The sequence below is a fragment of the Butyrivibrio sp. VCB2001 genome, assembly GCF_000423965.1.
GTDB lineage: Bacteria > Bacillota > Clostridia > Lachnospirales > Lachnospiraceae > Butyrivibrio.
Genome location: NZ_AUIZ01000001.1, coordinates 56,567 through 82,153, shown reverse-complemented (window position 1 = coordinate 82,153; position 25,587 = coordinate 56,567). Strand labels below are relative to the sequence as shown.

Genomic DNA, 25,587 nt, shown 5'->3' with positions numbered 1-25,587 from the left:
TTCAGGCATTTTGTTTTATAAGTGTTTCGGTATAGTCCATGAATGCCCTGCACATGGGCACATGTGTAAAAGCAAAAGAGAATCCGGGGCGTGGCCCAGGAGTTATCTTTGTCAGTGTTTCTGAGACTATGAGCTCAATGTTTGGAAATGGTGACTCTGCTAAAGGGAAAAATCTGTAGTTATCGTATTTCTCAGAAAGAGCTCTGATATCTCTAAGATGCATATTATATTGCTCGGCGGTGTAGAATATTTTTTCTACACCCTGAGCCTGCCAAATTGGGACAATACCTGCTAAAACCTTTTCCTTTTTGGCAAGAGGAATACATTCCCTGACTGTATTGTTTTCAAGCTTCTCAATAAGAGCAGTGTGAAAGCTTTCCCACTGACTGATAAGAGCAGGAGAATTAAAGCTTGTGACAAGCTCTTTTGACATGGTACTTAGTGAAAGCACATCTTGTACCACAGTAATATCGGATACTTCGGATAAGACATTGGATTTTACAGGCCTTATGAGCGGTGATGAATCTTTTAAAAGAACTTTGTACTCATCCATGCAGATATCCAGAAATCTTTGATCAGTGTAGTAGTGATAAATGTTGTTTTTATCTGTTCCGGCAGCATGAAAAGAGCTGATACATCCGGATTCGGGGTTCAAAAATACGGTGTGAGAAAATCTGTTATTCTTCTGCTTTCGGCAGTAGTAGGATTCGATCATACCTGACATATACAGGGGAAGCCAGCTTTTTATTGCATCATTCATCTCTGAAAGGCTCCTGTCAAGATTGTGTATGATCATGATCCTGGTACCGTTTTTAACAAGGTTTGCCATAAGAGAAGCCCATCTTAGCAAAAAGGATGAATCATGTGTCATCCATTCCTGGCTTTCATCAGAATAAAGATAGAGCTCTTTTGCATGAAGTGAAACGGCAGTATACAGAAATCGCAAAACTGCCATACGAAGGCCATCTATTCCGATATAGACCGAGTCTTCGGTAATCGGTATTCCTTTCATGGCATCTTCTGGCGAATATAAATTAGGGATATTATCCGGACGGAATGAATCAAAGATATCAAGGAAGTTTTCAGCAGCAGTTAAGGAGTCGTCAGTTGTTTTTTCATCTGTGTCATAGAGCCACGAAGAAAAAGAGTCCTCGTCGAGTTCATCTTCGGGACATTTCATGAGGTCTGAGAGTTCTTTTGACTTATCGGAAGATAGGATTTTTGAAAAAAGTATTTCACTTAGCTGAGTAGAAAGCTCAGGGTTGGATATTGGGGTTCGCACGCCGTTTCTGTAGCGGCTGATAAGAGAAGGGTCGGCATGTACTAACTGGCTGAGGCGTTTATTTGAAATATCAGCCAGTTCCATGGAAATATTGAAACGATTGCCAAAAGCATCTTTTTTCTGCTTTCTAAGGAGCGTAGTCGTACGTGCCTTACCTGAAGATGCTATTATGTTTTCGCTGCCTTCATAGAGCCATTCAATTATCTTTGACTCCACATAAGGCCGGTTAGAGCTTGAGTTAATACCTATTGTTTTACAGAGTCTTGTGTATGAACGATTGTCCTTTGAATATGAATATATAGCATGTGAAATCTTGCTTGCTGTTGAGCTTGAAGGTGTTGGAATGCGTTTTCCGCTTTTTATTCTGCTGATATTTGTGCGGTCAAAACCGGCATAAGAAGAGAGCGCTATAACGGATGCGCCCAGTTCATTTAAAAGAATATTAAATCTCTCTGTAAACATAATTTAGCCCCCGTGTAAACGATAATCTATAAATTCAGTATATCACCATGCTTGTGTGACTACACTTATAAATGACAGAATTTTGTCACAAAACAGGAGGTAAATCATGGATAAGATCAGTGGTGAAAAGGTAACAAAAAATATTTATAAATGCCCTGATAGAAAGTACAGATGGATATATGAGCTGAATATGCTCAAAAATCCGATGATTGCGCTGACTATCCTGAAGGTCCTTGGAATCGTGTTTATAGCAATTACAATCTTTGAACTTCTTATTGAAGTGTTTGACGGGGATGTCAGTGGGTGGATAAAAGACTTTTTGCTAACGCCACAGTTTTTTATCTTGCCCGGGATACTTCTGGGGCTGACGTTATTGGGCTATTTTATCACCGCTGCAGTATATGGATTTAAATATATAGTTCTCTTTGAAATGAACGAAGAAGGAATAGCTCATAAACAGTTGCCAAGGCAGTTCAAGAAAGCAGAAGCTCTTGGGTGGCTTGCTGCTATGGCAGGAGCAGCAGCCGGTAATATGATAGCGATGGGATCCGGAATAATGGCGACAAGCAAAGACATGTCACTTTCAAATTTTGGTTTGGTAAAGAAAGTCAGAAAACGCAAGAATTTTAACGCGATAGAATTATTTGAGCCAATGGAGCATAATCAGATTTATGCCGAAAGTGAAGACTTTGACTTTGTCTGGGATTACATAAGCAGTAGATGTAAGAAAGCAGAAATAAAATATTAGTATTAAAAGAGGCCTTCCGAAGATGAATTTCATCAATGGAGAAGGCCTCTAAATTTATTATGTTGAATTATCAATAGAATCTCATTACGCCGAATACCTTACCCAGGATCTTGCAGTCATCTACAATTATCGGATCCATGGTGTCGTTCTCGGGCTGAAGTCTTATGTGATCTTTTTCCTTGTAATAGGTCTTAACAGTGGCTGAATCATCGATAAGGGCAACTACCTGGTCGCCGTTCTTGGCAGTGTTGCATACCTGGACAAAGAGTTTGTCGCCGTTGTAAATACCTGCATTTATCATTGAATCACCCTTAACATTAAGAATAAAGGCATCTGCGCCCTTAGGACACATTTCTGCAGGAATAGGAATGTAGGAATCGATGTTCTCCTCAGCCAAAATAGGAGTTCCGGCAGCTACCTGTCCGACTACCGGTATGCTGACGATCTCGGTTCTGACCATGTTAAAGCCATCATCACAGATCTCTATAGCACGGGGCTTGGTAGGATCTCTTCTGATATATCCGTTCTTCTCAAGTGTCTCAAGATGAGAGTGTACGGAAGATGTGGATTTAAGATTAACTGCCTTACATATATCACGTACAGCCGGTGGGAAACCTCTTGAAAGAGTCTGCTCTTTGATGTATTCGAGAATTTCCTGCTGTTTGGGCGAAATTTTTCCTTTTGGCATAATGGTCCCTCCTGACTTTTTTTCTGAATTAAGTATAGCACAGCTTTTTTGGCAAAGCAAATGTTTGTTCGGAAAATATGTTCGAAAAACTATTGACAACAGAAAGTATGTTCGATATATTTATATCAGAACAATTGTTCGTAACATGTGTTTGGTTTTTGATGAGGTGGAGATATGAGCGAGGCAATGAGAGCAGCAGCAAGTCTTTATAACAACCCAAGATATAACAGTGTAAGCGAGATCAGAATTCAGCAGAACAAGATCAGACGTCAGAGAATTGTAAGAAGACAGTATTTCCTTCTTGGCCTTACAATTGCTCTTGTTATTTTCCTTTTTGCATTTATAGGAACAACTGTTATGTCATCAGCTCAGTCAGATGAATATGAACCATCATTTAAGTATTACAAGACTGTAACCGTACACAGTGATGAGACACTCTGGAATATTGCCAACGCAAATTTTTCAGCAGATAATTATGACAATCTCAATGAATATATAGGTGAGATCTGTATGATAAATGCAATTTCTGATCCTGACACAATTAATGCAGGAGAAGCTATTATTGTACCGTATTATTCAGCTGAATTTAAATAATATTTATTATAGCTTTATGTTTTCTCTTGATATAATATAGTATCAAGGGGAAACGTATGAAATTATCAAGTCTTTTAAAATACAATTCAATAGTTATTCAGTGTCATGATAATCCAGATGCTGATGCTATCTGTTCAGGATATGTTCTATTCAGGTATTTTCAGTCTTATCACAAAAAGGTCAGATTTATATATTCCGGCAATTTTGAGATAAGTAAGAGTAATCTTGTATATCTGATTAAGAAATTACGTATACCAATCGAATATGTTCAGAATTTAAAAACAAAGCCTGAACTTCTCTTAATGACGGATTGCCAGTATGGTGAAGGAAATGTACGTAAGTTTAGTGCAAAGGAAATTGCAGTTATCGATCACCATCAGGTATCCGGAAATCTCCCCAAGATTAATGAAGTTAGAAGTAATCTTGGAAGCTCCTGTACTGTAATTTGGAATTTATTAAAGATTGAAGATGAAGATAAACTGTTGGACAAAAAAGTCTCAACAGCTCTTTACTATGGTCTTTATTCTGATACTAATGCTTTTTCCGAGATGTCACATCCTCTGGATCGAGACATGATCGATTCACTTGACTATGATAAGGCACTTATTCTTCGTCTTAAGAATATGAACCTTACACTTAAGGAAGCAAGAATAGCCGGTGTTGCAATGCTTGGCGTTGAATACCACAAGGACAATAACTATGCAATTTTAAGGAGTGAACCATGTGATCCGAATATCCTGGGTCTAATTGGAGACTTTATCGTCGCTGTAGATACAATTGACGTTTGCATTGTTTATACAGTGCTTAACTTTGGAACAAAGTTTTCAATCAGAAGCTGTGTTCCGGAGACAAGAGCCGATGAACTTGCAGCATTTCTTTCTGCAAAAATAGGTTCCGGTGGAGGACACACTGAGAAAGCCGGCGGACTTCTTAAAAATGAGCTGATTAAGAAGGTTTACCCTGAATTTATAGAAATAGATGATGATTCTGCTAAATACTCAATTTCAAATATAATAAAAGATCGCATGAATGATTATTTTGAGAATTCAGAGATCATCTATGCCAAAAAAGCCAAACTTGATACAGCCAATATGACAAAGTATGTAAAGAGTCCTTTGGTTGTAGGATATGTACGTCCACAGGAGCATGTGCCTTCAGGAAACATGGCAATAGTTCGAACACTTAAGGGCGATGTAAACGTCGAGATTAAGGACAATACCGTATTGATAATAGGTATTGGCGGAGATGTAACCGCTATATCTGAAGAAAAATTTGAAAGTGCATATACAACAACAGGCAAGAAATTCAAGCTTAATTTGGATTATACGCCAACAATTAAGGATGCTGATAATGGAAAGATTTATCCCCTTGTTCCTGATGCAAAGGGATGCATCTCAACAGGCGAGATGAATGTGTATGCCAAGAAGTTAGAAAAAACCACCAAGCTGTTTCCATATTGGGAATCAGAAACATACATGGTGGGTAAGAAAGGCGATTATATAGCTGTCAGCGTAGATGATCCACATGACATTTTTATAGTTGAGAAATCTCTTTTCAGAAAGACTTATGCAAATGCCTAGAGATTTAGTCAGGATTATCTTTATTTTCTCTTAGTTTGACCATACGAGCAGCTCTTCGTCTGTTTTCGTCTTCCTGGGCTGCGTAATGCTTTCTTGTTGTATTAACATCCTTATGGCCAAGTACATCAGCAACCAGATAGATATCTCCGGATTCTCTGTACAGGTTTGTGCCAAAAGTACTCCTCAGTTTATGAGGAGTTATTTTTTTGAGAGTAGTAACATTTCTGGCATATTTCTTGACGAGGTTTTCAACAGCTCTTACAGTTATACGCTTGTTCTGAAGAGATAAGAAAAATGCATTTTCGCTTCCTTCACAAGCAGGAATGAGCTTTCGCTGCTCATAATAATCAAGAAGAGCAGTTCTTACTTCGTCAGGGAAATAGATGGTTGTGTTATAACCACCTTTTCTATGAATGCTAAGACCGTTATTATCGTAGTCGATATCGTCAATATCAATTCCAACACACTCAGAAACGCGAATGCCGGTTCCAAGAAGCAGAGTTAACAGTGCAAGATCTCTGAGTCTGGTCTTTTCATGATATTTCTGCTGTGACTTGGTGAGCTTTTCACCGGCTTCAACCTGATCTAATAATATGGCTACCTCATTTGGTTCAAGCCTGATGATCTCATGTTCATGGAGCTTGGGCATATCAACAAGTTCTGCTGTATTGCGTTCTATAAGTTCGCTCTTATAAAAGTATGTAAACATGGAGCGGAGGGCAGACATTTTTCTCTTCTTACCCTGCTCAGTGTTTGAAAGCTCTTTTTCATCCTTCTCATAGAGTGATAGATATTCCATATATTCCTCGAGATCTTCACGAGAAACTCTGTTAAGGATCTCCAGTGAGAATTCAGGAATAGGAGTATTGGCAAGAGATGGATTGTTGTTTTTTAGGAACTCAAAAAAGATGCGAAGATCATAGGCGTATCCAAGTCTGGTCCTGGCTGAGGTTCTCTGCTCGATACCTCTGAAATACTGTCTGCAGAACCTTGGAAGTGTATCTAAGACTTCTCGCATCCTGATAGTGTTTAATTTGTCCTGTTCGTTATAGTATTTTTCATCTTTTCTATTGTTTTGCATAGGTCAATTATACCACTAATTGATTCTACCTAAAATAACGCACCAAATATTGTGGCTTTTTTATATTGATGAAGGTATGGCAAAAATGGTAATATATAGCCTGTACATTTCTATTTTGGGTGGAAAAAAGTTTTGGGAAATTCTAGGGCAAATTACAGAAGAAAAGACGGTCAGAGATTGACCGCAGCTGAATATAGAAAAAGGCGTCAAAAAGAAATAATCCTGCATCTTAGCATGCTGTCAGCAATATTCTTAGCACTTATCGGAACCAGCATTTTTATAATCGTAAAGGTAACTCACAAGTCTTCTGAGCCGCAAAAAGCTGAGATAGTCGAGGATAATTCCACAGAAGAAGTCACAATAATTGATACGGTCGTAGAGGATGTGGAAATAGAAGAGGAGAATGAGTATCTTCTTAAATCAGACGATTCTGCGAACTTCTTTGACGGCTATGTTATTGAACAGGATGAGAACACTGCGTATATTGCCAGCGAAGAGGTACAGAGTTCATACGGACTTCTTATTAACCTTGATACCGGTAAGGTTGTAGCTTCTAAAGACGGTAATGTCCGCATAAATCCTGCATCAATGACTAAGATTTTGACGCTCCTTGTTGCTGTTGAACATCTTGACAACATTGACAATCATTTCACAATGACTCGGGAAATAGGAGATTACGTATTTAAGAACGATTGTAGTGCAGTTGGATTTGAAGTTGGCGAGGAAATACCGATCAGAGATCTTTTGTATGGAACAATTCTTCCGTCCGGAGCCGATGCAGCAATGTGTCTTGCAGAATATATTGCCGGTAGCCAGGAAGCTTTTGTGGACCTTATGAATGATAAGCTTAAGGAACTTGGCCTTTCTGATACAGCACATTTTACCAATTGTGTAGGCGTTTATAACGAGGATCATTACTGTACACTGATGGATATGGCCATGATATTAAAGGCTGCTGAAGAAAACAGCCTGTGTCATGAAATCTTAAATGCAAGAACATATTTAACATCACCAACATTACAGCATCCTGAAGGACTTCAGATTTCCAACTGGTTCCTTAGAAGAATTGAGGATAAAGATACAAACGGTGATGTTGTTGGTGCAAAAACAGGCTTTGTAAATCAATCAGGATGTTGCGGAGCAAGTTATCAGATATCCAATGACGGAAGCCATTATATCTGTGTAACAGCAGACGCCTGGAGCTCATGGAGATGCATCTATGACCAGGTAGATATCTACAAGACATATACCAGCTAATTTAGGTGCTTGAATGAAATAGTCAACGCAACCAAATAGCGTATGTATTACGAAATGACCTGAAAAATGTTATGATCAGGTCATTTTTTATTTCTAAAAGTGCCTAGAAATGGGCAACTTAAAAAATACACCCTGTTAAGTTCGCAATCTAAGAAGACGACTCACGATAAGTTTGAAAAAGTTATCGCAACCCATTTGCATCACGAATTATGAAATTGGTGGGGATATTAGCTGCTCAGAAAACACTTTTAATCAAAAATCATTTGTTCAGCAGTTCTTTTGTAAGATTAACCTTATCAGCAGGAATCTCCTTAAGATCAAGAAGCTTCATAAGCCTGCGCATGTCTTCATCATCATCCGGGATCATTTCATAGGGCGATAGGTTGTTCAGACCAGGCCTTTTTGTGCTGTTGATGTGATTGACAAGCAGAGTGATATCTTCCTGTGTGTAGGAATTCAATGAGGTCCCTTTAGGGATAACATAGCGGATATATTCATGGTTCTTTTCCAGTCGCCCTTTCTGTCCGGATTGCATCGGATCGCAGAAATAGACATTGGTCCTCAGAGCTCCTTCAACCTCGATTGAAGCCTCAAGTCCATCTACCACTTTGAACTCACTGCCGTTATCTGTGAGGCAAATTCCAAACAGTCTGTTAAAGCAGTCTTTTCCAAGTCCTCTTTCAAGGTAGTTGATTCTGTCTATAACGGAATCAGCTGTACAGTCAGGAATAAGAAATGCGATCATCACGCTGTTTCTTCGAAGGAGCATAGTCAGCAATACTTTTTTCTGACCTCTTTTTCCCTTGACCGTGTCCATTTCACACACGTCCTTTTCAGAGCGATTCTTCATAAGAGCCATAAAGTCCTGATATGTGCGTCCTTGTCTGAATTTATGCGTAAGGATACCTGATTCGGATTTCTTTTTCCTTCTTCTCTTGTATCTTGTCTGTCTGCGAAGATCTATGTTGCGCACATCGAGAATGCCATCATTTATGTAAATATATGCTGTTCGGCTGGTTATCGGTATTTCCTGTTCATGTACTGCAAATATGTGAGCAAGTGGCTGACCTTTCTTTATTCCATCTGATAGGATCCTGTTCACATCAGCAAGTTCCTCATCTGACAGATGTATACCCACGCGCGATGTCTTCCTTGTATCAATAGATTTTCTGTCAGCAACTTTAGCGTCATAAAAATACCTGTCATCGCTACAGTTGCGTCTTTTCTCGCATCCGTTACACACATAAGGCGGAAAATCATATTTAGTGCATTTAGTGCTGATATATTCATCACAATAAACATGACAGTCTTTTGCACATGTGTAACAGTACATCGGACATGAATCATCTCCACATAGGTGCCTCTTAGTGCATCCTTTTGCTCCTTTGCAGTCGTTACCGGCAAAATAGCTGCCAGGAATAAAGATACGATGTCTTTTTATTTCCCGGGCAACAGAAGCAACATGGCGATTTAAAAGCTCGGCAATCCGCTGTAAAGGCTGCATTCTGGCAACGCCGATCTCGATAGTTTCTCTGTCATCAAATTTCATTCTGGATATTTTTTCAGACATATTCCCCCAATCTTGAGCAGTTTTAGATTTCCCCATAGGCACATTTTAAAGCAAATCAATACTATTAAATGGTACTGTTTTGATGAGTATACAAAACGCTCCTGAGAAAATATAATTAAGAGTAGGCAAATATTAGTCATACTAATAATCTATGGCTCAAAATACATTTTTCGGATAAAGAGTGAGAGATGAAAGATAAGTACAATGCATATTGCATGGTAGAACCGGTGAAAGAGTATACTGCAAAAGACATAAAAGACATCCGCAAAAAAACAGGAACCACACAAGGGTTCCTGGCTAAATGGCTGGGTGTATCAAAAAAAACAGTACAGGCATGGGAGTTGGGAACAAACATACCAAATGGCCCCTCTGCAAGACTTCTTTCACTTCTTGATGCGGGAATTATTCACGCTGATACTTTTGTTGACAATAAAGAATAAAAGCAGCCGTTATTGGCTGCTTTTATTAGTATCTGTTCCTCGGCCTGAGTGGTAACTTTCACGTTAAATACATTCATTTAGTCCACTCCTTGATGTTGTTTCTTATGTCTGAGAGAACCTCTGATGCCGGGCGGCTTTCGTTTGCTTTTGCCTGCGCAAGGCCCTTGGCCATCATAGAATCAAATTATTTCTTTTGCTCTGAACTGTGAACAGAAGAGTTTACATACGCAAAGATTAGCCCCTGAACGGAATTGATCCGATCAGGGGCTTTGATCATTTGGTGCTTTTTGATTCTAAGTTATCGATCTCACTGATTGAGATCATGTGTATTGACTCATCGGTGATACCTTCATCTGAACGAAGGTGATATACAGTAGTCATCTTGAGTGTTACATTCTTGCCTTCTATGGCGTTGACCTCTTCGATATGGTCCTTGAGTCTCATGGCAAATTCTTTTAGCTTTTCCTTGGAATCTTCATAAAGCATAACACCAAAATAAGCTTCCTTGATCCTGGCTGCCACCCCCCCTTGCCCGACAACATCGATGATTCGCTCACCGATCTCTTTTAGGACCTTTGCAGAGAACTTACTTCCGTAGGTGGCCTCAAGTCGATGATGGTTTGCGTTATGCAGAACAATGTATCCGTAGTTCCTGCCTCCATCATTATACTGATCCGAGTAATCGACCATGACATTGATGAAACTCTTATTGTTCATCAGTCTGGTGATAGTGTCCATTCGGGAAGGGTTGATCAGTTTCTGAACCCTGTATACTTCCTGGTCAATGTCATCGAAAGTACCAACAAGACCGATGATCTTACCATCGTCATATATGGGCATCTTGTTACATATGATGTCATGAACAACGCCGTTCACTATGCATTGTCCCTGCGCATTATATACGACCTTGCCCTTGCCGAGCACATCAAGTTCATCGCCCTGATATGGCCCGTCATCTACATGCCAGTGCATTTCTTCATCGGTTTTGCCAATGATATCATCCAGAGAATCAATCTCATAGAAATCAAGAAATGCATTGCTGACGCCTCTAAAGCGCCTGTCTCTGTCTTTCCAGAACAGCTTATAAGAAGAGTTGTTCTTAAGCGTATCCCAGATAAGAGCATATTCTTTCCTTACTGAATTCGGATCATTGTCTGAGCCTGATAAATGAGAGTATTTTCTTGCATTAAGCGCTTCGGATATATCATCAGCTACCTTGCCGACAGTTAGAAGGAATTCATCGCCATCAGTTCCGGGGATAGCCAGGAGAGAAAACTCACGCCATTCATATGCTCCATTTCTCTGCTTGATCCTGATGCAGATCTTTATGAATTCCCGGGATGGTATGTCTTTGCGGGAAATGTTTTTACCATGGTTCATAAAGGCAAGGTAGTTCTCCCTGTCATCAGGATATACATAGTTTTCAGCGAAATGGCGGAGAGTATCTTCCATGCGCATCTCAGTAACAGGCATTCCGCTCATGTAGATGTAATTGCCTACAAGAGGAAGGATAACATCTTCCCTGTAGTTTACCAGGTGTACTACTTCATAAAGGTTATTGAGCTCTCGTAGCCTAAGATCCAGCTTGTCTTTTTCTACAGCGTTTTCGTCATGAGAAATGTTATTGATTGAAGCTTTGAACAGATAGCTTCCTTCATTTTCAGCCACAAGACCGATCTTCAACTGGAAGTAGTTTCCGTTGTTTGTATAATAAAAGCTTTCCTGGCTTTTGCTTGTAACAACCTTTTGAACAAAGCTGATGTATTTCTTCATGGAAGGAGAATCCGGATTATATAAAGATGCATCAATAAGGCTTAAGTCTTTTGTCTTAATCCCTATCTGCTGCAGGAAAGGATCATTTACAAAAAGTGTCTTGAAATGACCTTCTTTGTATTCTGCTATAGCCAGTGGTGAATCAGTGTCATGGACAGTGATACTTGCAGCTTCATAATAATTCCGCCATTGTCTCTCTTCAATAGTGATACCTTTTTTATCTATTGTTTCCAGCATTTCTTCCAGAGGAAGAGGCTTGCTGTAATAGTAGCCCTGAAGTTTTCCACATCCGATTGATTTAAGGAATTCGATCTGTTCAACTGTTTCAACACCCTCACACAGGGTCTTGATACCGATGCTTTTTGCCATTCCGGTTGTATAACGCACAAGAGTCTTGGCCTTCTCGTTCATTGCTGAAAGAAAGCGCATATCCATCTTAAGAAGGTCAAACTCATAGTCTTTTAGCAGTGTGAGAGAAGAGTAGCCGCTTCCAAAGTCATCCATCCATATCTCATATCCTCTGGTACGGAACTTTGTTATTATGTCGATCATCAGGTCTTCATCCTGAACGATCATACTCTCTGTTATCTCAACATGAAGATAATCCCTTGGAATATCATATTTTTCAACAGCATCTTCCAAGACCTTAAGCATGTCACACATGATAAAGTCGAGTCTGGACATATTTATGGATACAGGAACAGTGGGAAGATCATTTGAAAGATGGTCGTGGATGTCACGGCATACTCTGTCTACAATGAAACAGTCAAGTTTATAGATGAGCTTTTTTTCTTCCAAAGCACCGACAAACTTATCAGGAGGAATGAATCCGACTTCATTATCGATCCACCTGGCCAGAGATTCAGCACTGCATAGTTGTCCCGTAAGAGAACGTACAACAGGCTGATAGTAAACCTTGATCCATTCCTTTTCAATAGCTTCGTCTATATGAGTAGTAACGTATTCAAAAATCGCATTATTATCCATGATTTAAGTATACCAAATATCATTGCATAGTATATTAAATATCAATAAATTCCAGTATAATTATAAATAAATATATTTCATGAAAGGAAGGGAATTATGCTCTGGTTATACCTGTTTTTGATAGTGTTCTTTAATGGCTTTGAAGCCGGAGGATATCAGGCAAGTCTGTACAGTATTGGCCAGGTATATGACCTTTCGGTGACCAGTATGGGGCTCTTTGCCTCCGTTGAGCTGTTTGCGACTATGCTGGCGCCTCTGGTACTGGGTAGCCTTGCAGACAGGAGCCATAAGCTTAAATTTCTTCTTGTTTTATTGGGAATACAGATAGTATTCGCATTTACACTGTTTGCCAGCAGCGTTGAGCCCTTGTTTATAGGCTGCATCTTCTTTTTAGGCCTTACAACCAGTGCCTTGCAGTTTATTTCCATAGCTGCACTTATGGAGGCGTATCCTGTAAGCGGTAAAAGAAAGATCGGCTTTATGACCTCTATGTATGCTCTGGGTGCGTTTGTAGCTCCTCTGATTGTTGACAGACTCCTTGATGATGGATTTAGCTGGAGACTGGTTTTCCTGGCACTGATGGTCGGTTCTGTTATTGCTTTTTTAGGGGTATTTGCTCTTAGGAATTATAAAGCAGAAGAGAAGGGGCAGAGTGAAGATACAGATTTCGTAGGCGGAAGATTTGTAATAACAGGAGTTCTGCTCCTATGTGTTGTCATGTGCATATATGTAGGATTCGAGAATGGTTTTGCGTTCTTTGTGTACACTATGTTTGCAGAAGTGCTGAATTCTTCAAGTGGCAAGTTTGCCATTTCGCTGTTCTGGGTAGTAATGATACCTTCAAGGGTACTGGTAGGTCTTTTTTCAAGACATGCAAAAAAGATACTTATAGCAGCCATAATAGCTATTCCGTTGATAACCTGGCTCATAACCATGATGACAGACGCTCGTTTTGTTATAGCTTTGATAATCCCGCTTGGTTTTGCATGCGGAGCTATCTATCCCAGTGTATTATCGACGCTCATAGCATTCTCCGGGAACAAAAAAGCAACGGCCACAGCCATGATAACTACGGCAACCGGAATTGGTGGCGTTGTTTTCACAGCTCTGACCGGATTTATGGCAGACAGGATCGGACTACAGGGTTCGATGCTTGCACTGTCTGCATTTTTCATATTGTCACTGATCTCAGTACTCATTTTATCTAGAATCCATGCAGATTGAGAAGCTTGCAGGTCTATGATCTATACTTCTCAGGATCAAAATCATTTCCTTTTTCAGCCTCATAGTCCTCAATATACGGCGAGTAAGAGAGCAGAAGAGAGCCTGTTGTATTACCGGTGAGTTCAGATGTTATAAAAAGATTCTTATTAGCTATAAATACATCCTTCATAAATGCATTCCGCATATCTTTCGGCCTGATATTGTTCTCAGCTCCAAACAGGATTGAAGAGTATTTCTTTAGCAAAAGTTCAACTGATCTTACGCCAAGTCGTTTCATTTGGAGAGACAAGAATAAAGCATCATCATGGCCATAAAAAGTTATCATTTCGAGTCTTTCATCCAGATATCTTCCAAGAATCTTGCTTATATATGCTGAAAAATGGATCTTATTAGTTGTTCGCCTGGATTTAATGGTAAGACAGTTATTTTCCAGATCGACATCCTGAATGTTTAAATTGATACACTCAGATGATTTGATCCCTATTCCCAAAATAAGCGCCAGGATAGCAGTATCACGGTTTCTGAGTTTACTCTGATACTTCATCATATCATCGCTTGGCAGATCACCTTTCTCGACATATTCCAGTAGCTTAAGGTTGTCCTGCATATTTGATCCTTCAGAAGGCCTATTTGATACCATTGGCCTGTTTACCTTCAAAAGCGGATTATAATCAATGAAGCCTTCCCGGAAGTAGTAGTCAAAGAAAGAAGATAGCGCACATAGCTTTCTTTTAAGAGTCTGTTCTGAGGATAGCTTTGGCTTTCCTTTTACAGTTGCAGATCTTAAGTATTCAACATATTCTTCAATCACTTCTGATGTAATCTTATTTATGTCTGAAAGTTTCATCTTACTTATGTCATAAGATGAAGTCCCCAGGTAATCAAAGAATTCCTTCAGCTCTAAAGTATATGCATAATAGGAACTTGCCTTAATGGTTTGTTTCTTGTCATTAAAGAACCTTCTGGCAAATTCCGGCATATGCTCATCAATCATTCTGTTTGCTTTTTGAATTGTAAGTTGATCTTTAGATAATTTATCCATAGATAAATTATAGATCGCAACCTATACCACGAACAGTGAAGAGGTTAACGCAACCATTTTAGCCCTAATTAATGTCTAAACTTGCGATAAAAACTTCATTCTAGGAGCTAATTTAGGTAAAATCCTGTATCAACTATTCATAAAACCTGTGTTTTGCGAATAGTTGCCCATCACCACTCACGCCTTATTTTTTCGAAATCGATAGTCTTTCCAACCTTCTTCCATACAATAAACGTCAGGACTATATTTATTGCAGCAATTGCAAAATATGTTATAAGGATCCGAACTCCGTCTTCACCGGTATTAATATACGATGAACCGGAGTTTTTCATTGGAACAAAAAGACCTTCTGTATAGCCTGCAAAAAAGTCGAACAATCCATGTGTGATACCACAGGCCCATATATTTCTGGTCTTCCAATACAGAATAAGAAGGGCCAGTCCGAAAACGCCTGATTCCAACGTCTTGGCTACAGCTTGCCCCCATGCTATGGCGGATGTGGCATCAAATTCTCCAATAATATGTGCTGCCCCGAATACTAGCGAAGATACTACTGCACTAAGGACAAAAACATATTTCTTTTCCCTGAACTTATAGATTATCGCATCGTTTATAACTGCCCTGAAAGCCAACTCTTCAAAAAGTCCCACGGAAATGAACATAAGAAATACAATGACAAATTCCAATATCGGGTTATCCATCAGTGGGGTCTGCTCTTGTATATTCGAGATCATCAATACTGTACCCATTATAAGTGACATCAAAAGAAACCCTATAGAATTCTTGATGACATATCCTGTTGAAACATAACTGGACGTCAAGGTCTTATCTCCTGATATCTGGTACAGGAAAAAGCATACAGCTCCGCAAAGCATGGTTCTTACTATAAAAAACTGAAAATTTGTCTCTGTATATACCGTCTTGAAACACACAACCACGTATACTATACAGAGCGCAGCTGTTATAATCGGAGATTTTTTCAAAAATTCAATATACTTTTTAAGCATTCTTATTCTCCTTCTCTGATAATAAAATTATTGGCTCCACTTCTCTTTCCAAAGTTCCATGATCTGCGGATAGTTCTTCGGCGATAAAAGGATAAGTGAAGTAACTATTCCAATCGCAGATGCAACAAGATTAACCCAGTCACTTGCAACAAGCTGTGCCGAAAGACCACCTGATGAAGAATAGTAACCGTTAATAAGCCCGGCAAAATCCAGTGTAAAATGCGCGATCATTACAACCCATAGATTAGCAGTACGCAAATATACCGCACCCAAAATTGCGCCAACTCCGACACAATATATTAGCTGAAAAATACCAGCCACAAGATTTGCGCCCGAAAAGATATTGGTTATATGTATGCCCGCAAACAATAATGTCGACAACCAGAAAATATGTTTAATCTGCTTCTCAGATTTGATAGTTCTCATGTAGTTAGCTACACCAAGCCCTCTGAATGCTGCTTCCTCTGTAAATCCGGGTGAAAGTGCGGATAAAAACGCAACAAGCACATTGCCAAATCCAAATGTATGAAGATCAATAGCTGCACCAATATAATCAGCAATAAGGAAAGGAAGCATGACCACAATGCCCCACAAAAAGCCTTTCAGGCCAAGAACGCCTTTGAAGCCGGGCCTGAACCAAAATGTAAATATAATAACTGCTAAAATGACAAATATAGCGGCTCCAACACCGTTCGCAGATGTCACAGTAGAACCTAATCCGGACATTTCTTTTGCATAACCCGGTATAACGCTTGAAAGTGGTTTATCTATCAGGTCTGCACCAATAGATGAGAAAACCAAAACAAAGATTAAAAGAATAAAATATCCGATAATTGGATGATCTAAAATAGTATGTTTTCTTGCCATTGGGAGTTCCTCCTGAATAATATTGTACTTATTTACAAATATATTATATCAAAATAAAAGACACTCTCAAACTTACCGGGAGTGCCTTTTACTTAAACAATATAGGGATTTATATGTTTTAATTACCAGAACAATCTCTTTAAGATACTAGCTGCTACAGATACTACAGCTTTTAGAACTGTTTTAACAACCTTAACAACAGGTGCAATGATCTTAGCAATCGGAATTACTACTACAGGCTTCTCTGGCTGAGTAGGCTCTTCTGGCTGTGTGGGCTCATCAGGTTCTGTGGGCTCAGTAGGCTCTGTAGGTTCAACCTGTCCCGGATCGTCGGGATTTGTAGGATCCTCAGGCTCTACCTTTCCGGGATCATCAGGATTTTGAGGATCATCAGGATTTGTTGGATCTTCAGGTTCAACCACTTCGATTCCAAGGAACTTAAGTACTGCTTCTTTGCTCTCAAAAGAATCTGTTGAGCTGCTTGTAAAGAAGCTCTTTTCAACAGTGATGTTTTTGTTATCTGCAAGCTGTGAACCGGCACCGTTGTTGTTAAAGATGTAAGTAAGTGTACCTGTCTCAATAGCCTTTGTAGGAACTTCTACGCTATACCAGTTTGTACCTTCCTCGCGGTCCATGCCTTTTCCGGGCCATCCGCCAATGAGGTTGTTGTACTCTCCGTTTTCGCCGCCGTAGATGTAAAGGGCTACATTCTCCCAAGCTTCATCTTCTGACTGCTCATTGTAGAAGTAAACGGTTGTGTAGCTAACGTCTTCACCTGTTGCGATTGCAGCAAGTGCATCCTTCTTGGAACCGTATTTCTGGAAGCTGATTCCGTTGTGTAAGAAGAATCTGTACTTCATATCAGTGATCTTCATATCACTGGTCTGCTTACCGTTATTGCCGTTGTTGAAGATGATGTTGAGGTCTTCGCTTGCACCTGCATTAAGTACGATCTTGTACCATCCATCCTCTTCCTGAGTCATCTCTGTTCCGGGCCATTCTCCGAGAGATGTTGCACCCCAGGTGTATGCACAAACTGTTTCCCATCCCTGAGTGTTGTAGAAGTATGCTGTTGTGAAGTTTCCTGATACACCAACTGCCTCTTCTGCTGCTTCTTTTGTGGTAAATCTGTTTACTACGACCTGTCCGTTTGATTTCTCAGCATCAGGTGCTACATAAATATCCTTGCTTGAAGGTGTGATATTCTCAATATTTACAGTCTGCTTGCTGCCACCATCATTGAATATTACGTTAAAAGAGTCTATATCGCCCTTAACTTTTACGTCAGCTCTCCACCAGCCTTCGCCTTCATTTACTGCTGCTGTGCCGGGCCATCCGCCAAAGAGCTGAGCACCGTCTGAAAGCCATCCGTATACGTTAACATTTGCCCAGCCTTCAGTACCAAAGAAGTATACAGGATATGTATGGATTCCAATAGCTTCTTCAGCCTCTTCCTTGCTGTAATACAGGTTATTTGACTCGAATGTTGCATATGTTCCTGTTGTACCGGAAACCTCGTAAACAGGTGAAGTCTTGCTTCCGTCGCTGTTTTCGAAAGTAACATCAAACTCATCATCAAGTACTGTTGCCCAGTACCATCCATCGTTATCGTTTACTGTTGAAAGTTTCTCACCGTTTGCATTTGCTACTACATTATCCCAATTCTCTGAATTGTAGAAAGAAACGATAGTTCCTGTTCCATCCTGCTTATCGGAAAGAACTGCTACTGATCTTGCATCTACACTTCCGTAGATAACACCGTCTTTTACAAGGAAGATATCATCGCTTCCCTCAACCATGTTGGTATATGTACCATCTTCAAGAACGGTCTCAGCATTGATTGTTGTTCTGCCAAGTCCACTGTTGATGATTACAGCACCCTGTACATCAGCGCCTTTTCTCTCAACCATAACTGTCTGGATGTTTCCACCGGGATTAGAAATATATTCATCAGCGTCAAGCATCTGTCTGCGGAAAAGATTTACAGCCTTTACTTCAGGTGCTTTATAAATATCGCTACCAGCTGCTCCCATAAGGTTATTACCATATGGATTATCCTGTGAGCTTCCATCAGGTCTTGAGAAGAAAAGAGGTGTTCCTGCTTTTCTTGCACCGATAAATGACCATCCAAGGATAACCTGCTCATCATTTATAGATTTCCAGCAGCTCTCTGAGTCATTCATGTAGTTGTCGTGTGACTCAACCCATGTGATAAGCTTCTCTTCGTCTGCTTCATAGGTTCTTCCATTTACAGTCTCATTGCCAATCTGATAGTCTGTGATCTTGTTTACGGAAAGATTACCGCTTGCAAGAGCTGAACGAAGGCTTGAACCATAATTGCTGGCTGTTGTGCCACCGATATATTCCTGATATGCAGGAAGTCTGTCGCTTGCACCCTGAAGAACTTCACCGTAAACGAAAAGCTCATCATAGCTCTTAGTACCAACTTCTGTAGAATACTCATTAAGAGTTTCTCTCATATTTGGATAGAATGTATTTCTATCAGTATCTGTGTAATCTGAAGGCACCGGATCGTCTGGAAGTGAAATATGCTTAGCTGTATCAATCCTGAATCCGTCTGCACCAAGATATACACAGTCCTTTAAAAACTCATAGAAGTATTCCTGGAAGCTGATATTCTCTGTATCTACATCAGGAAGTCCACCCATAGCATAATATGTAAGCTCGAGTCTGTCTGAATATCCGCCACCGATCATACCTGTTGTATGATAAAGAGCATCTTTTCCGCCTGCTGCATTGATGAGATCCTCAGACACATTACTCATTGAAGGAGTTGTGTGATTTGGAAGGATATCAACGATGACTGCGATACCATATTCATCTGCAACATCACACATATGCTTGAACTCATCTCTTGTTCCAAGCTGGTAGTTACCGATTACCCAGTCTGTGGGCTGATAATGGTAATACCACATTCCGTCGGGACCGTGGAGGTTCATGCCTGGGTTGGTATCTAGACATTCATTTATAGGTGATGTCTGAACTGCTGTATAACCTGCATCAGCAATATCAGCCATATTATCTGCAATTGTGTTAAAGCTCCAGCAAAATGCCTGGAGAATAGCGCCGTCGTGAATGTTGCCTCTATTTACTGAAGCATTATCTGATGGCCTTGGATCTCTTGAAGCACGATGTATAGTAACTGTTTCGTCTGCAGCAGTTACTGTAAATTTCTGTGCTTTGATTTCAGAAGTTACATCATCTTCTGAAGTTTCTTCTGCTTCTTCAACTTTCTCTTCTTCAGTTTCTTCAAGTTCTTCAACTTCTTCAACTTCTTCTGTGTCTTTTTTTACTTCTTCTTTAACTTCATTAACATCATTTTTTACTGCTTCGTCTGAATCTACTGTAGTCTGATCATCAGCATTGATCTGATCATCGTTTTTTACAGTATTTTCAATCGCAGTTACCTCTGTAGCTGCAACAGGAACACTTCCCAAAGTGCTCAGAAATACAGACATACTAAGGCCTGCAGCAGCCAAACTCCTTAGCCACAACTTACTCTTTTTCATGACACCTCCTAATTTGATTAAAGTTTTTTGCTAGTACTGTTAATCGATTAACTCCCAACAAGATAATTATATTTTTTGTCCCCTTTTACTGTCAATTGTGTATAAATATCGAATCTTTCAAAGACCTGTTATTAATTATGCTTAGTAAAAATGGTTAATTTGCTGTATTTTAGGTTAAACGTTTACCATATGAAAATTTAGACATAAAAAAGCTCTGCCACAATGTGACAGAGCTTTTCAACAATATACAATTTATGCCTGAACAAATGCAGGTGTATCTGCAGGAGCATCAAGGAGTTTCTTGAGCTCATCATCAACCTTAAGAAGTGTGATTGAGAAGCCTTCCATATCAAGGGATGTCATGTAGTTTCCTACAAGAGTCTTATAAACCTTGATATCCTTCTTTGCAAGCTCATCTGCAAGGTGCTTGTTAGCTACAAACAGCTCCATAAGAGGTGTTCCGCCCATTCCGTTAACCATAACTGCTACTTCATCACCTGCGTTGTAGATACCTTCAGCTAGAATCTTGCCAAGGAGTTTATCTACGATGTCATTAACAGGACTGATCTTCTCGCGATGTGTGCCTGGCTCACCATGGATTCCGATACCGATCTCAACCTCATCCTCTGCAAGGTCAAAGCTTGGCTTTCCTGCTGCAGGAACTGTGCAGGCATCAACAGCCATACCCATTGAACGAACATTAGCGATAACCTTCTCAGCAACAGCCTTTACATCAGCAAGGCTTCCACCTGCTTCAGCGCATGCGCCTGCGAGCTTGTGAACAAAGATTGTTCCTGCGATTCCTCTTCTACCGGTTGTCCAGGTACTGTTCTCAACTGCTACGTCATCAGCGGTGATAACCTGATCTACTTCGATTCCTTCATCTCTTGCCATGTCGGCAGCCATCTCGAAGTTCATAACGTCACCGGTATAGTTCTTGATTACAAGAAGTACGCCTTTTCCGCCGTTAGCGGCTTTGATAGCTTCAAAGATCTGGTCAGGAGTAGGTGATGTGAAAACTGCGCCAGCAATAGCGCCGTCAAGCATACCTTTTCCAACGTAGCCTCCGTGTGCCGGCTCATGTCCGCTTCCTCCACCGGAAACAAGAGCAACCTTGCCGGCTGATCCGCCGGCTCTTACAACAACATCAAATCCATCAAGTCTCTTAAGGTACTGAGGATAAGCTGCTATCATACCATCCAGCATCTCGTCAACTACATTGTCAACCCCATTGATTAGTTTCTTCATGTCCCTGCCTCCTTAAATTATGAATTTATTTTTTTTACAGTCCGCGTCTGCTCAGCGGCTGCAATTACTGCGTCCATATTCTGACCGCATGCGGCTGTAACAGCTGCAGCGATAGCTCCTTCTACAATCGGAGCATCGGCAAGTTTAACATTTATGCCTTCTCCGTCAAGGAGCTCTATAGCTGTTTCCGCGCTCATAATTCCGCTTCCGAGATCGGCTAAAAGAACTACTCCGTCACCGTCGTTTGCTGCCTTAATGGCCTCTGATATCCTGACTGCATCAGTACCTATCTCGCCATCTTCCATTCCACCTGCAGCGATGATTCCCTTATGACCTGATGCAATCTGGTCGGTTAAGTCTTTTATACCGTCAGCAATCTTGCTACTATGTGATACTAAAACAAGTCCTACCATGGCTTACCCCTTAATAAAATCTCTGATAACTTCAAGTGTCATAGTTGCTGATGTTGCGCCCGGATCCTGGTGGCCGATACTTCTATCGCCCAGATAGCTTGCTCGTCCCTTCGTTGCAGCAATGGTCTTAGTGAACTCTATACCTTCATTTGCTGCCTTACATGCTTCATCGAGTCCGTCTGAAAGGCTTCCGCCTTCTGCAATCTTTGCTGAATATGCATCCAGTGCAGGAATTAAGGAATCAAGCATGGTCTTTTCACCTTTTTCAGCTTTTCCTCTCTTCTGAATACCCGCAATAGCTGCTTCCAGAGCAAGCTTAAAATCTTCTGCGGAAAGAGAATCTTTTCCGGCAAGCACTTTTGCAGCTTCCATATATGCTGTTCCGTATAAAGGACCTGAAGCTCCACCAACTGTTGACAGAAGTGTCATTCCTGTCTTTTTAAGCGCTGCTCCAATATCCGGATCGTCCTGAGCAACTTTTTCAATAACGGATGTAAAACCTCTTGCCATGTTTACACCGTGGTCAGCATCGCCGATCTCTCTGTCCAGGTCGGTCAAAAAATCCTTGTTTTCAATAATCTTTTCTCCGATACACTTTAGGCATTCATAGATTCTAGTAGACATATGCAATTTGTCCTCCCGATTTGTTATTGTAAAAGCCTTGCTTAGTATATTATAACAAAACCGTATGGAATTTCCATACATAATGTGTGTAAAATGGCTAATTGTTTAAACAATTTTGAAATATCCTTTGTATTATATTTACAATCTATTGCTTCTCTTGATTAAAAATAAGCATAAAAAAAGAAGCCTGCCAGATATGCTGACAGACTTCTCTTATTATTTGGCCTTCGAAGCCATAAAGTTCTTGATCAGGTCATCTACGGTATCTGCTTTGAATGAACCTCCATTTATATCCGCAAAGAAATTCATCACCCCATTTTTATCCGTTCTGATACCGAAATTTGAGATTTCATCCTGTTCATCGGTATTACTACCGATCTTCTCGCTCATGTCAGATATGGTCTTCATAGCGTCATCTATCTGACCCATGAGCTTGTCCTTTGCTTCTTTATCCTTTGGATCATCTGAAGCAAGGAGTTTCATTTCATCCTCTGAGAGGATGATGCTGTATTCTAAATCTCCGCCAATCTGTGATAAGTCATCTCCGGGTCCTGCCACGAAAACGTCGGCATTGTCGTATTTCTTTTGCAAAAGATCTACTACTTTGCCGTACATCTCAACCTCAGGTGAAAGTTCTACCTTGGCGCTCTCACCAAAAGGATTTGCAGCTTTCTGTAGCTTCCCACCATTACCTGCCTTGGACGACGTGTTAACTTTTCCCGCTACCTTACCAGTCTTTATATTTCCCGGATCATTTCCGCGAAAGAGCTGGCCGATACTACCTCCTATGTTGTTAGCCATATGCTTCCTCCTTGAAAGATACACGCAGATTCCATTCTGCGGATGGAGTAAATTGGTTCCTCTTTTAGCAGGGTACAGTTACCCTTATTGTTTGTTAGGCTCAGTGTATCATCATGTTATTGAAAATATTATTAAATATGTATTAAATTTGCCCCTAAATGAAAAAAACTTCCGGAAAACAGAAAGTCTTCCGGAAGTAAAATTTCAAAAAACTGTTATTATGCCTTTTTTGAATTCTCAAAATCCTCTATGTACTGGATGATGAACTTAACTGTACCATCAATACCGAGAATACTGGAGTTGATGCAAAGGTCATAGCTGTCGGCTCTACCCCACTTCTTGGATGAGTAGTAATTGTAGTAGCTCTGACGCTGCTTGTCCTTCTTGTTCATCATTTCTCTTGCCTTGTCATCTGTTGTGATGTCATCAAAGCGCTCTTTTAATCTCTTGATCTTGCACTCTTCGTTGCCATGAATAAAGAGATTTAAGACATTATCGTAATCAGCCAGCGCATAATCGGCACATCTGCCGACAATTACGCATGGGCCTTCATCAGCAATCTTTTTGATGGTATCAAACTGAGCGAGAAATACCTTGTGGCTTATGGGCATATCTACAAAGCTTGATGCATTGTAGCCAAATGAATAGGTGTCCATGACCAGATTATATAAAAATGAATTTGTTGGCCTCTCGTCGTGATTCTGGATCATTTCCTCACAGAATCCGCTCTCCTTGGCTGCTCTGCTTAAAAGCTCCTTGTCATAGCATTTGATACCGAAATGCTCTGCAAGCTTCTCTCCGATTTCTCTTCCCCCTGAGCCGAACTGACGGCCGATTGTAATAATTGTATTCATACGCAGATGCTCCTTCGTATTTTTATAATCTCATTTTATACTATTTGAGAATCTCAATCAAATGGGAAAAATATTCAGGCAGTGGAGCGTCCACTTCCACATATTCTCCTGTTGTAGGATGGATAAAACCAAGGGTCTTGGCATGGAGACACTGGCCGTTTGTTTTAAACTTGCTTTTTTTGGATGGACCATATACCTCATCCCCAAGAAGCGGATGGCCGATATGAGCCATATGCACGCGAATTTGGTGTGTTCTGCCGGTTTTTAGCCTGCATTCTATATAAGTCAGCTTATCTTCTTCAAATCGCTTTAAAACGCGAAAATGAGTAAAAGCTTCTTTTCCGCCGCTTTTTACTACTGCCATCTTTTTTCTGTCAGTCTGGCTTCTTCCAATTGGAGCGTCAATATCGCCCTCATCTTCTTTTATTATACCGTGGCAAATAGCGTGATATACACGATTTATTGAATGCTCTTTGAGCTGTTCTGCTATCTTGATATGCGCATTGTCATTCTTGCATATTATTACAGATCCGGTAGTGTCCTTATCAATTCTGTGAACAATTCCCGGGCGCATAACACCGTTTATTCCGGAGAGATTGTCTTTGCAATGATACATTACTGCATTGACGATAGTGCCTTCATAATGTCCGGCTGCAGGGTGTACAACCATATCCTTAGGCTTGTTGACGATAAGAACATCGTTATCCTCATACAGAATATCAAGAGGAATATCCTGAGGAACAATTTCAGGTACTTCCAGAGGCGGAATCTCGAGTTCGATCCTGTCGCCTTCTGAAACATTATAGCTGGCCTTTACGCTTTTTTCGTTGCATTTTACTTTATCATCGTCTATCAGTTTTTTGATGTAGGAACGTGAAAGAGAATCCATAAGCTCACTTATAAGCTTATCGATTCTTAGGCCTTCATATTCGTCTGTAACAACAAATTCAAATCTGTCGTTTTCGCGTTCCATTATTTTATTTCCCTGTATTTTTTCTGCTGTTTGAAGCTAAGGAAATTGAAGTCGTTTTCTTTGTAATAGAAAAGGAAAAGGATCACAAAGAAGAAGGTTGATACAGTAACATAAATGTCCGCAACATTAAAAATCGGGAAGTTGATTATCACAAAATAAATGAAATCAACAACATAGTCCTGTCTGATCCTGTCTATCATGTTTCCTGCAGCTCCGCTTGCTATCATTACAAGAAGAACATGCATGACGTTATACTTTTTATCATCAGGCATTCTGAACAGAACGTATGCAATGATAAATAATATCAGCACTGCAACAAGGATGAAAAAGACCTTTTGATTTTGAAGCATACCGAAAGCTGCTCCGCTGTTTTTCAAAAAGTTGAGTTCGAGTACACCCTTTATAATAGGTATTGCAGGTTTATCCTGGAGATATTCACATGCAAGATACTTTGTGAACTGATCAAGTGCAACAAGTAAAATGATCATGATCAGATCAACTGCCAGGAAGATTTTTTTCTTTTTTGACATTTTTGTATTCAT

At 40.2% G+C, this 25,587-nt stretch carries 22 protein-coding genes; 6 read left to right on the top strand and 16 right to left on the bottom strand.

Annotation, left to right across the window (positions count from 1 at the left end):
• Position 1: 1 nt before the first annotated feature.
• The gene (locus G589_RS0100365; RefSeq protein WP_026520673.1) at positions 2-1,744 is read right to left on the bottom strand and encodes a hypothetical protein; all 1,743 of its coding nucleotides are present in this window, start codon (positions 1,742-1,744) and stop codon (positions 2-4) included.
• Between the two features lie 106 nt (positions 1,745-1,850).
• Between G589_RS0100365 and G589_RS0100360 the strand changes: the two genes are divergently transcribed.
• Complete coding sequence (locus G589_RS0100360; RefSeq protein ID WP_026520672.1) at positions 1,851-2,492, top strand: hypothetical protein; 642 nt, start codon at positions 1,851-1,853, stop codon at positions 2,490-2,492.
• A gap of 70 nt (positions 2,493-2,562) precedes the next feature.
• Here the strand turns inward: G589_RS0100360 and lexA are convergent, their stop codons facing one another.
• On the bottom strand, positions 2,563-3,180 hold the full coding sequence (lexA, locus tag G589_RS0100355) for a transcriptional repressor LexA (protein ID WP_026520671.1): 618 nt from the start codon (positions 3,178-3,180) through the stop codon (positions 2,563-2,565).
• A gap of 174 nt (positions 3,181-3,354) precedes the next feature.
• Here lexA and G589_RS0100350 point away from each other — a divergent pair, with 174 nt between their 5' ends.
• Positions 3,355-3,774 carry a LysM peptidoglycan-binding domain-containing protein gene (locus G589_RS0100350; RefSeq protein WP_026520670.1) on the top strand — a complete coding sequence of 140 codons (420 nt, stop codon included), beginning with the start codon at positions 3,355-3,357 and terminating at the stop codon, positions 3,772-3,774.
• A 56-nt stretch (positions 3,775-3,830) separates the two neighbouring features.
• The gene (locus G589_RS0100345; RefSeq protein WP_026520669.1) at positions 3,831-5,354 is read left to right on the top strand and encodes a DHH family phosphoesterase; all 1,524 of its coding nucleotides are present in this window, start codon (positions 3,831-3,833) and stop codon (positions 5,352-5,354) included.
• Between the two features lie 4 nt (positions 5,355-5,358).
• Here G589_RS0100345 and G589_RS0100340 read toward each other — a convergent pair whose 3' ends face one another.
• Positions 5,359-6,435: a tyrosine-type recombinase/integrase gene (locus tag G589_RS0100340; protein ID WP_026520668.1), complete on the bottom strand. Its 1,077-nt coding sequence runs from the start codon at positions 6,433-6,435 to the stop codon at positions 5,359-5,361.
• Between the two features lie 132 nt (positions 6,436-6,567).
• On the opposite strand from G589_RS0100340, the gene G589_RS0100335 reads away from it, so the two are divergent.
• A complete protein-coding gene (locus tag G589_RS0100335; RefSeq protein WP_026520667.1) occupies positions 6,568-7,692 on the top strand; it encodes a D-alanyl-D-alanine carboxypeptidase family protein in 1,125 nt (374 codons plus the stop codon).
• 259 nt (positions 7,693-7,951) lie between these two features.
• Here G589_RS0100335 and G589_RS21550 read toward each other — a convergent pair whose 3' ends face one another.
• Positions 7,952-9,262 carry an IS30 family transposase gene (locus tag G589_RS21550; protein WP_035775032.1) on the bottom strand — a complete coding sequence of 437 codons (1,311 nt, stop codon included), beginning with the start codon at positions 9,260-9,262 and terminating at the stop codon, positions 7,952-7,954.
• A 188-nt stretch (positions 9,263-9,450) separates the two neighbouring features.
• Here G589_RS21550 and G589_RS18360 point away from each other — a divergent pair, with 188 nt between their 5' ends.
• Complete coding sequence (locus G589_RS18360) at positions 9,451-9,702, top strand: helix-turn-helix domain-containing protein (protein WP_051192086.1); 252 nt, start codon at positions 9,451-9,453, stop codon at positions 9,700-9,702.
• A 273-nt stretch (positions 9,703-9,975) separates the two neighbouring features.
• Here G589_RS18360 and G589_RS20760 read toward each other — a convergent pair whose 3' ends face one another.
• The gene (locus tag G589_RS20760) at positions 9,976-12,462 is read right to left on the bottom strand and encodes an EAL domain-containing protein (RefSeq protein WP_026487771.1); all 2,487 of its coding nucleotides are present in this window, start codon (positions 12,460-12,462) and stop codon (positions 9,976-9,978) included.
• 96 nt (positions 12,463-12,558) lie between these two features.
• Here G589_RS20760 and G589_RS0100310 point away from each other — a divergent pair, with 96 nt between their 5' ends.
• On the top strand, positions 12,559-13,686 hold the full coding sequence (locus G589_RS0100310; RefSeq protein WP_026520665.1) for an MFS transporter: 1,128 nt from the start codon (positions 12,559-12,561) through the stop codon (positions 13,684-13,686).
• Between the two features lie 13 nt (positions 13,687-13,699).
• On the opposite strand, the gene G589_RS0100305 is transcribed toward G589_RS0100310, so the two are convergent.
• The 11 genes from G589_RS0100305 to lspA all read right to left on the bottom strand — a co-directional run bounded on the left by G589_RS0100305 (position 13,700) and on the right by lspA (position 25,587).
• Positions 13,700-14,680: a tyrosine-type recombinase/integrase gene (locus tag G589_RS0100305; RefSeq protein ID WP_026487773.1), complete on the bottom strand. Its 981-nt coding sequence runs from the start codon at positions 14,678-14,680 to the stop codon at positions 13,700-13,702.
• 218 nt (positions 14,681-14,898) lie between these two features.
• Entirely contained in the window at positions 14,899-15,735 is an 837-nt protein-coding gene (locus G589_RS0100300; protein ID WP_026520664.1) for a CPBP family intramembrane glutamic endopeptidase, read from the bottom strand.
• A 27-nt stretch (positions 15,736-15,762) separates the two neighbouring features.
• A complete protein-coding gene (locus G589_RS0100295; RefSeq protein WP_026520663.1) occupies positions 15,763-16,602 on the bottom strand; it encodes a CPBP family intramembrane glutamic endopeptidase in 840 nt (279 codons plus the stop codon).
• 122 nt (positions 16,603-16,724) lie between these two features.
• Positions 16,725-20,132 (bottom strand): starch-binding protein, encoded by a 3,408-nt coding sequence (locus G589_RS20755; protein WP_051192085.1) that lies wholly within the window; start codon positions 20,130-20,132, stop codon positions 16,725-16,727.
• Between the two features lie 252 nt (positions 20,133-20,384).
• On the bottom strand, positions 20,385-21,380 hold the full coding sequence (dhaK, locus tag G589_RS0100285; RefSeq protein ID WP_026520662.1) for a dihydroxyacetone kinase subunit DhaK: 996 nt from the start codon (positions 21,378-21,380) through the stop codon (positions 20,385-20,387).
• A gap of 17 nt (positions 21,381-21,397) precedes the next feature.
• Complete coding sequence (dhaM, locus tag G589_RS0100280; RefSeq protein ID WP_026520661.1) at positions 21,398-21,793, bottom strand: dihydroxyacetone kinase phosphoryl donor subunit DhaM; 396 nt, start codon at positions 21,791-21,793, stop codon at positions 21,398-21,400.
• Between the two features lie 3 nt (positions 21,794-21,796).
• Entirely contained in the window at positions 21,797-22,417 is a 621-nt protein-coding gene (dhaL, locus tag G589_RS0100275; RefSeq protein WP_022767149.1) for a dihydroxyacetone kinase subunit DhaL, read from the bottom strand.
• Between the two features lie 216 nt (positions 22,418-22,633).
• Positions 22,634-23,218 carry a DUF6033 family protein gene (locus tag G589_RS0100270; RefSeq protein ID WP_026520660.1) on the bottom strand — a complete coding sequence of 195 codons (585 nt, stop codon included), beginning with the start codon at positions 23,216-23,218 and terminating at the stop codon, positions 22,634-22,636.
• A gap of 218 nt (positions 23,219-23,436) precedes the next feature.
• Complete coding sequence (locus G589_RS0100265; protein WP_196811829.1) at positions 23,437-24,072, bottom strand: cytidylate kinase-like family protein; 636 nt, start codon at positions 24,070-24,072, stop codon at positions 23,437-23,439.
• A gap of 40 nt (positions 24,073-24,112) precedes the next feature.
• Complete coding sequence (locus G589_RS0100260; protein WP_026520658.1) at positions 24,113-25,045, bottom strand: RluA family pseudouridine synthase; 933 nt, start codon at positions 25,043-25,045, stop codon at positions 24,113-24,115.
• Positions 25,045-25,587 carry a signal peptidase II gene (gene lspA, locus G589_RS0100255; RefSeq protein ID WP_051192084.1) on the bottom strand — a complete coding sequence of 181 codons (543 nt, stop codon included), beginning with the start codon at positions 25,585-25,587 and terminating at the stop codon, positions 25,045-25,047. Before lspA ends, G589_RS0100260 begins: the two co-directional genes overlap by 1 nt.